The sequence below is a fragment of the Nostoc spongiaeforme FACHB-130 genome (genome assembly GCF_014698475.1).
Classification (GTDB): domain Bacteria; phylum Cyanobacteriota; class Cyanobacteriia; order Cyanobacteriales; family Nostocaceae; genus Nostoc_B; species Nostoc_B spongiaeforme.
Genome location: NZ_JACJTB010000017.1, coordinates 99,218 through 111,145, shown reverse-complemented (window position 1 = coordinate 111,145; position 11,928 = coordinate 99,218). Strand labels below are relative to the sequence as shown.

General features: G+C 40.7%; 11 protein-coding genes, 1 tRNA gene and 1 pseudogene. 9 read left to right on the top strand and 4 right to left on the bottom strand.

Going from position 1 to position 11,928, the window contains the following annotated elements; genetic code table 11:
• Positions 1–108 (top strand): annotated as a pseudogene (locus H6G74_RS31905) (IS982 family transposase); the annotation flags it as partial.
• 420 nt (positions 109–528) lie between these two features.
• Here the strand turns inward: H6G74_RS31905 and H6G74_RS14875 are convergent.
• Together H6G74_RS14875 and H6G74_RS14870 are read right to left on the bottom strand one after the other, a co-directional pair.
• Positions 529–601: transfer RNA gene (locus tag H6G74_RS14875), tRNA-Arg, on the bottom strand.
• A 46-nt stretch (positions 602–647) separates the two neighbouring features.
• Positions 648–1,826, bottom strand: a complete 1,179-nt coding sequence (locus tag H6G74_RS14870) for a murein hydrolase activator EnvC family protein (protein ID WP_190968407.1) — start codon at positions 1,824–1,826, stop codon at positions 648–650.
• A gap of 248 nt (positions 1,827–2,074) precedes the next feature.
• On the opposite strand from H6G74_RS14870, the gene H6G74_RS14865 reads away from it, so the two are divergent.
• The 8 genes from H6G74_RS14865 to H6G74_RS14830 all read left to right on the top strand — a co-directional run bounded on the left by H6G74_RS14865 (position 2,075) and on the right by H6G74_RS14830 (position 9,159).
• Positions 2,075–2,368 carry a hypothetical protein gene (locus H6G74_RS14865; RefSeq protein ID WP_190968406.1) on the top strand — a complete coding sequence of 98 codons (294 nt, stop codon included), beginning with the start codon at positions 2,075–2,077 and terminating at the stop codon, positions 2,366–2,368.
• Between the two features lie 208 nt (positions 2,369–2,576).
• Entirely contained in the window at positions 2,577–3,773 is a 1,197-nt protein-coding gene (locus H6G74_RS14860; RefSeq protein WP_190968405.1) for a class I SAM-dependent methyltransferase, read from the top strand.
• Positions 3,774–4,242: 469 nt separating this feature from the next.
• Entirely contained in the window at positions 4,243–5,121 is an 879-nt protein-coding gene (locus H6G74_RS14855; protein WP_190968404.1) for an NAD(P)-dependent oxidoreductase, read from the top strand.
• 152 nt (positions 5,122–5,273) lie between these two features.
• Complete coding sequence (gene cysE / locus H6G74_RS14850) at positions 5,274–6,038, top strand: serine O-acetyltransferase (protein WP_190968403.1); 765 nt, start codon at positions 5,274–5,276, stop codon at positions 6,036–6,038.
• A 157-nt stretch (positions 6,039–6,195) separates the two neighbouring features.
• Complete coding sequence (locus H6G74_RS14845) at positions 6,196–6,894, top strand: L,D-transpeptidase family protein (RefSeq protein WP_190968402.1); 699 nt, start codon at positions 6,196–6,198, stop codon at positions 6,892–6,894.
• Positions 6,895–6,968: 74 nt separating this feature from the next.
• Positions 6,969–7,409: a cyanase gene (gene cynS, locus H6G74_RS14840; RefSeq protein ID WP_190968401.1), complete on the top strand. Its 441-nt coding sequence runs from the start codon at positions 6,969–6,971 to the stop codon at positions 7,407–7,409.
• A gap of 218 nt (positions 7,410–7,627) precedes the next feature.
• On the top strand, positions 7,628–8,227 hold the full coding sequence (coaE, locus tag H6G74_RS14835; protein WP_190968400.1) for a dephospho-CoA kinase: 600 nt from the start codon (positions 7,628–7,630) through the stop codon (positions 8,225–8,227).
• Between the two features lie 668 nt (positions 8,228–8,895).
• Positions 8,896–9,159, top strand: coding sequence for a hypothetical protein (locus H6G74_RS14830; RefSeq protein WP_242051235.1), 264 nt, complete (start codon positions 8,896–8,898; stop codon positions 9,157–9,159).
• Positions 9,160–9,200: 41 nt separating this feature from the next.
• Here the strand turns inward: H6G74_RS14830 and H6G74_RS14825 are convergent, their stop codons facing one another.
• Both H6G74_RS14825 and H6G74_RS14820 read right to left on the bottom strand, forming a co-directional pair.
• Positions 9,201–10,595, bottom strand: a complete 1,395-nt coding sequence (locus H6G74_RS14825; RefSeq protein ID WP_190968399.1) for a TldD/PmbA family protein — start codon at positions 10,593–10,595, stop codon at positions 9,201–9,203.
• Between the two features lie 114 nt (positions 10,596–10,709).
• Positions 10,710–11,747 carry a GGDEF domain-containing response regulator gene (locus tag H6G74_RS14820; RefSeq protein WP_190968398.1) on the bottom strand — a complete coding sequence of 346 codons (1,038 nt, stop codon included), beginning with the start codon at positions 11,745–11,747 and terminating at the stop codon, positions 10,710–10,712.
• Positions 11,748–11,928: the final 181 nt, after the last annotated feature.

The following is an 11,928-nucleotide window of genomic DNA, read 5'->3' as shown; positions in this document are numbered from 1 at the left end:
CATGTTGCCGCTAAAATCACCAGTCATACTCTACGCCTTTTTCTGCGTCAGCGTTTTGGTATTGATGTGCTTACTTTTGAACAGCATCCTCTGGCTTCATTCACATAAGGCGTATAAAATATCAAACCTAAATATATTAATGAGCAGCAAAAATTTAAGTAATGATTGATATGCCAATATTCCCAAAAGCAACAATAGTTAAACTATAGACATTTTTAAATTGAATAATGATGTCTAAATAAACACTTCAGCAGGATTTAGGCAAAATTTTGAAAAAACTTAGCCGCGCAAGCGTTGAAGCAGTCAAGGCAAACGCATTTAATATTGATATGCTCACCATTGCAATCTGTGCTGGGTTGAAAGGATAAAACAACAGATTCTTTGTTTGAAGAGCTTAATTCTAACTCTAATATCGAAACTGATTAGTTACCCGATAAAATAAGAGTCCTACCATACTTTAAATATTGCTAAGTGTAGTCATGATACACAGTTTGCCAGCGCAGACAACTAATTTGATAATCTACAAAACGAGCGCGGAGGGATTTGAACCCCCGACCCACAGAACCGGAATCTGTTGCTCTATCCACTGAGCCACGCGCCCTTAGTCTTCTGGATTATAGCATAGTTGTGATCAAGTTTGCAGGTGATTAAAGAAAATCAGCCGGATTGATGGGTGTACCACGGCGACGTACTTCAAAATGCAGGTGTGGCCCGGTGGAAAAGCCTGTGGAACCGACAGCCGCGATCGCTTGTCCGCGTTGTACTCCCTGTCCTTCAGAAACAAACAATTCGCTACTATGTCCGTAGAGTGTGGTCAATCCGTTACCGTGGTCGATAATTACGGCTCTACCATAGCCACCATACCACCCGGCAAAAATGACTGTTCCCGAATCGGCGGCGCGAATTGTACTACCATAACTAGCCGCGAAATCCAAACCTGCGTGAAAGCGTCGATAGCCGAGAATTGGGTGTACTCGCCAGCCAAAGGGACTGCTAGTAGGTGCATTGCTGGGATAAGCAAACATGCCTGTTCCGCGAATGATAATACTATTGCGGCTGTTGGTTTTGCTGCGTCCTTCTAAGGCGGCGACTTTTTCTTGAATTAAGTTTTCTAAATTTTGGGAGTCTTTTTCTAATTGATTTTCGGCTGCTTCTAGGGCGAGGCGATCGCTATTTAAGCGTTGAAGTAATTCTGCTTGAGACTGCGCTTGAGCTTGATAATCGGCTTTTTGTAAGAGTAATTGCTGACGAATTAACGCAATTTCATTTTTTTGCTGTTCTACATCAGTTTTTTGCTGATTGATTTGCAGTGCTTGGACATTGAGTTTGGCTAAAATTTTCTGGTCTGCCTGATAAACTAACTTTAATTGATGACGACGGCTGATAAAGTCACTGATATTTTGACTTTGCATTAAAACTGCCCAGCCTTGACTAGCGTGCGATCGCTGGAGATATCGTAACCTAGCAACTGTGGCGACTTGTCTTTCTTCATAAGTACGTTGCGCTACAGCTAAATCAGCTTCTAGCTTTTGCAGGCGTTGAGTTGCTTGGGCTAACCGCGATTCACTATCTTGAATTTGATTATTTGTGGTGTTGATATTTTGATTGATACCTGTTAAACGCTTTTTTGCAGCATTGTGCAAATTTGTCAAGCGATCGCGTTCCTGAATCACATTCTGGCGTTCTTGATTAATTTGTTCTTGCTGTTGTCGCAAAGTATCCACGGAGGCTGATGTTGTTGCGTATCCCGCCGATACGGAGATTAATACCAAACCAACACACAAAACATAAGCAAATCCCAGAAAAATGATTTTTAATGCTCTCATAGCGTGAGCCTAACCAAGCCAATGCTGCGAAACACTATGAGTATTCCCAAAATTCTGGTGTTTTGCTCAAAGTCAGATTTCTAGTACAGGTCGGCGCAAATAAACAGACTATCTGGAATTGCTAAAAGGCTTGTGGTATCGTTATTCTTTCTTTTTCCTACTTTTGCCTTGTTGTACTAGTTTTGTCCCACAGTAGCGATCGCACTAAAGTTAAAGGTGGTGATCATAGTTAGTGTTCCGAAAGTTTTATGAAATCACGCATAGCAATTTTGTTAATTACCTTGGTTTTTCCAGGCTTGGCGGTAGTAGGAACATCACTTTATTGGTTTAACTTAGACTACGCTGCACTGGGTAAAGCTGAGAATTATGTGCAGAAACTAGTAGAAGAAAACAAAGTCAATGACAGACAACTAGAATACGCTTACCATCGCACTTTTATTCATCGCATCAACGTATTCGCCGATGGTACATGGGGGTTGCTGGGAGGTGTGATTACAGCACTGGGAATACATGGATTAGTAACAATTAAGGAAAAGCCATAAGGAAAATATCTACTGTAAATAAGAAGATACCAGACTTATTAATCCTGGATTTCTCACAAGAGAGAAATCCAGGGGGGTGGGAGGTGTGGGAGGATGGTGAAGAAATCTTTCCCCCCACACTCCCCTCTCTCCCCACACTCCCTACTCATACGTGAGAAATTCGGGTTAATGAAGTCGGGGATCTAAAGCCCACTGATCTAACTTGTTTATGAATTCTAACCCAGCGTTGTGTGCGGCCATTAGCGATCGCATTGCTAATAATCCGCAAAAGCGAATTACCTTTGCGGAATACATGGATATGGTGTTATATCACCCTGAATATGGCTACTATGCCAGCAAAGCAGTCAACATTGGGTTTAAAGGTGGTGATTTTTTCACATCTGTTAGTCTTGGCGCTGATTTTGGCGAGTTACTAGCAGAACAATTTGTGCAAATGTGGGAAATTTTAGGACAACCCAGACCTTATTCTTTGGTAGAAATGGGAGCAGGTCAAGGACTGTTGGCGTTACATATCCTCAACTATTATCAACTGCATTATCCTGATTTTTTACCAGCGTTAGATTATGTGATTGTCGAAAAATCTCCCGAATTGCAGCAGGAACAACAGCAACGTTTACAAAATTACCCTGTGCGGTGGTGCAATTTAGCAGATATACCTAGCAATTCCATCACTGGCTGCTTTTTTTCTAACGAACTAGTTGATGCTTTTTCAGTGCATCAAGTTATTTTACAAGCTGGGGAATTGCGAGAAATTTATGTCACCTTATCGTCTAATGTAGAGCAAGATGACAATTATCTGCTGTTAGAAGGGGAGTTTCAAGAAGTTATCGGGGAAATTTCTACACCGCAGCTGACAAAATATTTTGATTTGATAGGTATAGATATAACTGCAAAAATCTACCCCGATGGCTACCGCAGTGAAATTAATTTAGCGGCTTTAGACTGGTTGAGTATAGTAGCAGACCGCTTGCAACGCGGTTATGTGGTAACAGTTGATTATGGCTATCCTGCCCATCGCTACTATAACCCCAGGCGATCGCAAGGAACCCTCCAGTGCTACTACCAGCATCGCTACCATAACAACCCCTATATTAATCTTGGGCGACAAGACATCACCGCCCATGTTGACTTTACCGCCTTAGAATTGTGGGGAGAGCAATGTGGTTTAACTAAAATTGGCTTTACCCAACAAGGTTTATTTTTGATGGCGTTGGGTTTGGGAGACAGAATAGCCTCACTTTCTCATCAAGATATAGCGATCGCTCAGTTGTTGCAACGGCGCGAGTCACTCCACAAACTTATTGATCCCACAGGCGTAGGTGGCTTTGGAGTCCTCGTCCAAAGTAAAGGACTTCAAAATCTAGAAATTTCTCAACCCCTGAAAGGATTAATTGTGCCAAAGTAAAAGTAAGGGAAAAAATTAAAACTCTCTGTAAGTCGGCAGCATCACTGTTATATGGACTAGCATTACTATTGATTACTGCGAAATCCTGTATTTAAAAAAGCAACAAAAACCTATGAATACTCATGACTTGTTGATGCTAGTAATGTTACTTACACCCGGTATCTTACTATCTGTTGTCATTATGGCGACTTTTGCTGCTGGCGGTTGAATTTAAAGTGCTGAGTCACCGAAGTTTGCTCAACGCGGGGAACCCGCGCACGCAACTTCTCGCTGAGTGGCTGAGTTATCATTCTCTACTCCCCACTCCCTACTCCCCACTCCCTATTTACTCAGCAGTATTGGGTGAATTTGAGATTTAGGATGGCATCTTAAGTCTCAAATTACAAATCGCCAGCCAATTACAATCAAAAGATGAAAACGCGATTTCTGTCATAGACATCGCCTCAGCTTTATCAAAGGAACGTGAACAATGAAGGTGGCATTTCTGGGAACTGGACTGATGGGACAACCAATGGCTCAAAGGTTGTTAGCAGCCAATATACAAGTAGTTGCCTACAATCGCACCCCAGAAAAATTAGCCCCATTACAAGCAGCCGGCGCAGAAATCGCCACACAACCCCGTCAGGCCATTCGTGCGGCTGATTGCATTATTTTGATGCTGACTAACGCCGCAGCCATTTATCAAGTCTTACTTTCAGATACAGCTTGGCGCACCCTAGAAGGACGCACAATTATTCAAATGGGGACAATTACACCCACCGAAAGCCAAGAAATTCGAGATACCATAATTGGTGGTGGTGGTGAATATATAGAAGCACCAGTATTAGGCAGCATTCCCGAAGCCAAAAGCGGGCAATTAATTGTCATGGTAGGCGCAACTCCAGATCAATACCAAAGACATTTACAATTACTCCAAAACTTTGGCCCAGAACCTTTACTAATTGGCCCTGTAGGGACAGCCGCCGCCTTAAAATTATCTCTCAATCAATTAATTGCTTCTTTAACAACTAGCTTTGCCCTGAGTCTGGCTTTTTTACAGCGTCAAGGTGTCAATATTGAATCTTTTATGCAGGTTTTACGCCAAAGTTCTTTGTATGCACCGACTTTTGATAAAAAGCTGCAAAGAATGTTAGAAGAAGACTATGCTAACCCCAATTTTCCGACAAAACATTTGCTCAAAGATACAGACTTATTTATCTCCGAAGCCAAAGCTTTGGGTTTAGACCTCAGCAGCATTGAGTCTGTGCGACACATTTTAGCTACAGCCATGAAAATGTCATTTGCTAATGATGATTATTCATCCATCTTTTCCGCAATTAAAGAATGGGGAGATTCTGGGGCTGAGTGAGTGGGAGGGGACAAGGTGGACAAGGGAGACAAGGGAGTAATCTTTCTAGCGTGTCTACCCTCTCAGCACTCAGCACTCAGCACTTTATCAACCAAGCACTGAAAAAGATAATATGGTATGGTAGCTCGTTTGCTTTTCGAGGGTACTATTGCGTGTTATCTACTCTACGTGCCGATTTCCGCATCATTTTTGAACGTGACCCAGCCGCCCGTAACTGGTTAGAGGTTTTGGTTTGTTACCCTGGCTTGCAAGCCCTAATTTTTCACCGACTGGCTCACTGGCTACATCACCTTGGTCTTCCCTTTATTCCTCGCTTCATTTCTCACTTCTCTCGATTTTTGACTGGTATTGAAATTCACCCAGGTGCAACTATTGGGCAAGGGGTATTTATTGACCACGGTATGGGTGTGGTGATTGGTGAGACGGCAATTATAGGTGATTATGCTCTGATTTATCAAGGTGTCACTTTGGGCGGAACTGGTAAACAAAGTGGTAAACGCCATCCTACAGTCGGTGAAAATGTTGTAGTTGGTGCTGGCGCAAAGGTATTAGGCAATATTCACATTGGTAATAACGTCCGCATTGGTGCTGGGTCAGTTGTCCTGAGAGATGTGCCTTCTGATTGTACAGTCGTCGGTATTCCCGGCCGGATTGTCTACCGTTCTGGAGTCCGCGTTGCACCCTTGGAACACAACAACTTACCCGACTCGGAAGCGGAAGTAATTCGCGCTTTAGTCGATCGCATTGAAACTTTAGAACGACAAATTCAAACTCTACAGCAACTACAGACTGCTGCTAAAACTCCTGTATTAGTTGGTTGTGTTGCTGTTAACGAGCCTGAACCAAAACCAGAAGCGCCTTTGTGTAGTCTCAGAGATAAAGCCATACAACAATTTCTTGATGGCGCAGGTATTTAAATTATTTGTACCAAATCGATATGAAGAAGCATATAATTAGCCTGCATTCGGCGTTGCCTTTGCCGATAGGCTAGGCAGGCTTTGTTTGTCTAGACCCAGACTTCAAGTTTTTTGGGTTTATGTGCTGCCTCTTATGGAATTGGTATAACTTAAAGTTATGAAGCAAGAGCCTCTGAAAATAATTTCTCTGCATCGTCAGCAGATCATAATTATCATCTTATTACTAATCAGTGGCTCTTTATTTTATTTGCTTCTAGTTCGCTTGGGCTTTGTTGCTCCCATCCAAGAAATTCCGCAAATTTTGTGTCTGAAAAATTGCCAGTCTGAGCAGAATTTTCATCCCAATTTACCAAGAAATCAATTATTAAATTACGACAAGTCACTTGAACAGTTAATTAACAAAAATTACAACAAAAATAAAATATCTATCCTAATTGAAAAATCTCAGCACAGGCTGACATTGTATTATGACCTCAAACCAGTCAAATCTTACCCAGTGGTTTTTGGGAGTAACTCTGTGGGTGATAAATATGGTGAAGGCGACAGAAGAACACCAGAAGGAATTTTAAAAGTTAGAGATTTGTATCCTCATCCACAATGGTCAAAATTTATCTGGTTAGATTATCCCAATAGTCAATCTTGGCGCAAGCATTTGCAAGCAAAGGTTGATGGTAAGTTAGCTTGGTACATTCCGATTGGTGGGCAAGTTGGTATACATGGTGTCCCAGTCGGTACTGATAAAATGATTAGCGATCGCTACAATTGGACTTTAGGTTGTCCTTCCTTAAAAAATCAAGATGTCGATGAACTGTATCAATGGATAGACAAAGGTACAGTAGTTGAAATTTTACCTTAAACTCAACATACAGACTGTCTGGGCAAAGTATACTATCCCTGGTTCAAAATCTAAAATTAGTATCAGAGTGTACTATGTCAATTCCCGCATTAACTCAAAAGCTGCTTGCTGCAAAACAACTCAAAGGACTAACCTTTACAGATTTAGAACAAGTTTTAGGACGTGATGAAGTCTGGATTGCGGCGTTGTTTTATCGTCAAGCAACAGCTTCTCTAGAAGAAGCACAAAAACTGGCTGATGTGTTAGGGCTTGATTCTGAAGATATTGCAGAACTAATTAGCTATCCCACCAAAGGTTTAGGCCTTGTTGTCCCAACCGATCCCTTAATTTATCGGTTCTACGAAATTATGCAAGTTTACGGTTTCCCAATCAAAGAAGTTATTCAAGAAAAATTTGGTGATGGGATTATGAGTGCAATTGATTTTACTCTAGACATCGAAAAAGTCGAAGACCCCAAAGGCGATCGCGTTAAAGTCACAATGAATGGTAAATTCTTACCTTACAAGAAGTGGTGATACCAATTCACAATTCGCAATTCGCAATTCGCAATTGATAAATTCTGACTTGACAAGGGTTTCTGGGTTTGGATCTGTATCAGAATTTTAGTGAATTGGTATGAGTGCTGAGTATTGAGTGCTAAATTCTCCCTTATCTTCCTTGTCTCCCTTATCTCCCTTATCCCCCAACCCAGAGAATAGGGAGAAAATCATTAATGACCAATGACCATTGACTAATGACCAAACGCATCATCGGTTTAACTGGAGGAATTGCTACAGGTAAAAGCACTGTTGCTAATTATTTAGCCAGTGCTTATAACCTGCCGATTTTTGATGCTGATATTTATGCTAGGGATGCAGTATCTATTGGTTCACCTATTTTAAAGGCGATCGCTCAACGTTATGGTGAACAAATATTACTTCCTGATGGTAATCTCAACCGTCAAAAATTAGGCGAAATTATTTTTCAAAATCAACAAGAACGCCAATGGATAGAAGATTTGATTCACCCTTATGTGAGTCACTGTTTTCTGCAAGCAATTGCAACATCTACCGCAGAAACTTTGGTGTTTGTGATTCCACTGCTGTTTGAAGCAAAAATGACACATTTAGTTACAGAAATTTGGGTAGTAAGTTGTTCGGAAACACAACAGTTGCAAAGATTAATCCAGCGCAATCATCTTCATCCAGCACAAGCACAAGCAAGAATGCAAAGCCAACTACCTTTAGCCGCAAAAATATCCCGTGCAGATGTTGTTTTAGATAACTCTTCTACCCCAGAATCGTTGCTGCTTCAGGTGGATGTGGCTTTCCAAAAAAATCCAAATTTATCATAAACCCCTCAGACTGGAAGTCTAGGGCTATAAAAACAAAGCCTGTCTAGCCTATCAGCAACGGCAAAGCCGAACGCAGGCTAATTATATTCTTAGTTGATGAAGATTTGGAATGTGAATTTCTACCATAAGTAATGAAATAACTTGAAATTTTGGATTTTTGATAAAAATTCAGCTAAATAACACTCGGCTGTCATCCTGAATACACATATTTATATATAATCGAAAGTCAAGTAATCAAGACTTATATCTCAAACGTTCTTAATTGAAATTTTAGTAAATTTGATGTGAACACTACCTTTTATACTTCTATAATTTATGTACTAAACCCATCTTTGAGCAGTCCAAGACAAGAACCTGAATCATGGATAGATTTTATGGTTAGCATCATCAGCAACACGGATATTATCTTTAGATAAAAATTAAACAATTAAAATTCGGAATTAAGTCTACAAAAAATTTGCATCAATTCTGAATCCTGCTTATAAAATGATGAAATGGTTGCTAATTCAACCTATTGGTTCATCTACATAACAAGTTATCTATAGCAGTCGAAGTATACTGCTTTTTCGCTATTTGTTATTACTCAAGATATATCGGCCTATTAGTTTTTTATGAAAAAAGCTATGACTTTAAGTTTTAATTTTTTCAATTGGTTGCCACTATCAGTTATGTCAGTTAATGAACTAAAGCCAAAATATAAAACACATAATTACAGTAAATTTATTCCAGGTGAAGATTATGTATTTGAATGGCTCAATTATGGTTTAGAAGGAAGAATGACAGGCATAGGCCAAGGCATTCAGCCTTGTGATTACATTATTTTACGTTGCGGTTCTGAATTATTGCGATGTCAAGTTGCAGAAATAGATTACTATGCTGATCCGCCAGATATGTGGATGGCTTCACTCAAAAAAGTCATAGATAATGCGTAATGCGTAATTTGTAATTATGAAATTACGCATTACGCATTTAACTAAACTTCTCCGCCTACAACTACATCTCTAATGCGGAGGCTGGGGCCACCACAACCTACAGGTAAACCGTTTTGTCCTCCTTTACCGCAGCCACCAGACTCATCCCAGTAGAAGTCATCGCCAATTGCTTCAATATCAGCCAGGGTTTGGAAAACATTACCCGACAGTGTGACATCTCTGACAGGTTCAGCAATTTTACCGTTTCTAATCATCCATGCTTCCCCGGCGCTAAAAGTGAACATTTCACCATTAGTCATCCCACCGAGCCAGTTACGGGCGTAGACTCCTTCTTTGATGTCTGTAAATAAATCGGCGACTGGCGTTTTTCCTGGTTCTATCCAGGTATTAGTCATTCGGACAATGGGGCTGAAGTGATAATTAAGACAACGTGCGTTACCAGTGGGGGCTTCGTCTAATTTGCCGGCGGTTTCTCGTGAGTGCAACCTTCCGACTAAAACCCCATCTTGGATAAGTTGGGTGGTTGTGGCGGGTGTACCTTCATCATCATAAAAATAACTACCACGGTGTCCGGTTGGGGCTGCACCATCAAAAATTTGCAGTTCTTCTGGCCCAAACCGCCGCCCGATGGTCATAACTTCGAGTAAGTCGGGGTTTTCGTAAGCCATATCGGCTTCGGAAAGATGACCAAAGGCTTCATGAACAAATAAACCTGTGAGGATGGGGTCAATAACTACGGTGTAGGTATTACCTTTAACTGGTGGGAGAGATAAAGCTGCAACTGCTCTTTGAGCTGCACTTTTGACTTGTTCATCTAAATTAATTAAATCTTCGTAGGCTTTGCGAGAACCTGTAGTTTCTCTTCCGGTTTGGAGGGTTTCGCCGTTTCTGGCGGTGGCGGCGAAGCGCATTTCCATATCTACCCAAGATTGGTCAATTAGTGTACCTTCTGAGGTAGCAATGATGATTCGTTGGGCGCTATCACCATAGCGAACGGAGGTTGTAGTAATTTGAGGGTCAACACTTTTTAATAGTTGAGTGTAGCGATCGCACAATTGTTTTTTCTGCGATAGGCTAATTTTACGCGGATCTGTACCCATCAAAGGTAATTGACAGACTGCTTGCACTGGTTCAATGGGTGCTAGTAAAGTTTCTTCATCACCTACCATGCGAGCAGCTGCGATCGCTTCTTCAATTCGTTCTTTAATAGTAGAAAGCTGGTTAAAACTGCTCAAACCCCAGCCACCTTTATAACAAGCGCGAATATGTCCACCAATAGATATACCTTCACTGAGGGTTTCTACCTTGTCGCCACGCAACAAGATATCAGTCCCTTCTGCTTCCTCTAGGCGAATCATCAAATAATCTACACGGGATGAGTAGCGGGAGATGAGGTCAGCAACTAAATTTTGTGCGTCAGCAAGTGTAGTTGGCATTTGTTGGTAGTCACCACAACGAACTACATTTATTGTGCAGTATCTTGTAGGGTAGAGGGTGGAAAGTTTTTTGGAATGCGGCTTTGTTCTGCAATTGCATTGAAAATTTAAATTTTAGACTACCATTTTCATATTTGAAAAAACTCGATTCCGTCCGGCTTCTTTTGCTTGGTAAAGTACCTTGTCTGCATCCATAATTAAATCTAGAGGTGAAGCATCCCAAGTCGGAATTACAGTTGCTACTCCTAAGCTCAAAGTCACGTACTGACTCACTAAAGAACCATCATGAATAATTTGTAAATTTCTGATTTCTGATTGAATTAAATGAGCAATATGGACAGCACCAGCCGCATGGGTATTGGGCATAATCACTGCAAATTCTTCTCCGCCATAACGAGCCACTAAATCTTGATATTTTTGAACTGTAGAGTTTAGGGCATTACCAACTTTTTTTAAACAAACGTCCCCCATCGGATGACCATATTGGTCGTTATACAATTTGAAAAAGTCAATGTCACAAAGAATTAGCGATAAAGGCAATCCTTGCTGGGCTAAATTAATCCACTGAGTATTGAGATAATCATCAAAGCGACGACGATTCGCCAAACCAGTTAAACTGTCTTCGTTTGCTAGTTCTTGCAAAGCCTGATTGGCTGCCTCTAATTGTTTATAAACTTGTGCTTGTTTGAGTAATTGCCGCAACTGCCGACGTAAGACTGTGAGTTGAATTGGTTTAGTAATAAAGTTGATTGCACCTGCATCAAAAGCACGATTGATAGAATCTTCATCATCTAAATTTGTAATCATCAATATTGGTGTATGTTTCCAAAATTTAGAAATCAACAATTCATGTATTTCCAACTCAGAATTAAACTTGTTCATTGCTGATTTTAAACTATTTCTATTAATTTGCAATAACTCTTGACAACATGTAAACCCATCCATTATAGGCATGACAGCATCTAGCAAAATGATATCTGGCTTCACAGTTTCATAAGCATCTAAACATTGCTTACCATTAGCAACCTCAACTACTTGATAGCCTTCATTTTCCATAATTCGTCGCAATGTCATACGGATGACGGGATCATCATCAGCTACGAGAATGACGGGAGATTTTTTGGTAAGAGAAAGTGAGCTTATACTTTTCATGAGCAGAGTTCTACAAGTTGTATCTGGATGCTTTGTCTTGTGATATTGTGTTTGCTGAAAGATTTATCATTCAGACCCCAGGGGTAGAGAGAGGTTCAAGGGAAAGGATTTTAAGGATTCTGCACAGATGTACAGAATCATAACGGGTTACCCGGACATGAGATGAACATCTGGAAATACA

Excerpts from the sequence above, each read along its gene's own strand:
- H6G74_RS14870 (WP_190968407.1), bottom strand. The coding sequence starts at position 1,826 with ATGAGAGCATTAAAAATCATTTTTCTGGGATTTGCTTATGTTTTGTGT.
- H6G74_RS14865 (WP_190968406.1), top strand. The coding sequence starts at position 2,075 with ATGAAATCACGCATAGCAATTTTGTTAATTACCTTGGTTTTTCCAGGC.
- H6G74_RS14860 (WP_190968405.1), top strand. The coding sequence starts at position 2,577 with ATGAATTCTAACCCAGCGTTGTGTGCGGCCATTAGCGATCGCATTGCT.
- H6G74_RS14855 (WP_190968404.1), top strand. The coding sequence starts at position 4,243 with ATGAAGGTGGCATTTCTGGGAACTGGACTGATGGGACAACCAATGGCT.
- H6G74_RS14845 (WP_190968402.1), top strand. The coding sequence starts at position 6,196 with ATGAAGCAAGAGCCTCTGAAAATAATTTCTCTGCATCGTCAGCAGATC.
- cynS (WP_190968401.1), top strand. The coding sequence starts at position 6,969 with ATGTCAATTCCCGCATTAACTCAAAAGCTGCTTGCTGCAAAACAACTC.
- coaE (WP_190968400.1), top strand. The coding sequence starts at position 7,628 with ATGACCAAACGCATCATCGGTTTAACTGGAGGAATTGCTACAGGTAAA.
- H6G74_RS14830 (WP_242051235.1), top strand. The coding sequence starts at position 8,896 with ATGTCAGTTAATGAACTAAAGCCAAAATATAAAACACATAATTACAGT.
- H6G74_RS14825 (WP_190968399.1), bottom strand. The coding sequence starts at position 10,595 with ATGCCAACTACACTTGCTGACGCACAAAATTTAGTTGCTGACCTCATC.
- H6G74_RS14820 (WP_190968398.1), bottom strand. The coding sequence starts at position 11,747 with ATGAAAAGTATAAGCTCACTTTCTCTTACCAAAAAATCTCCCGTCATT.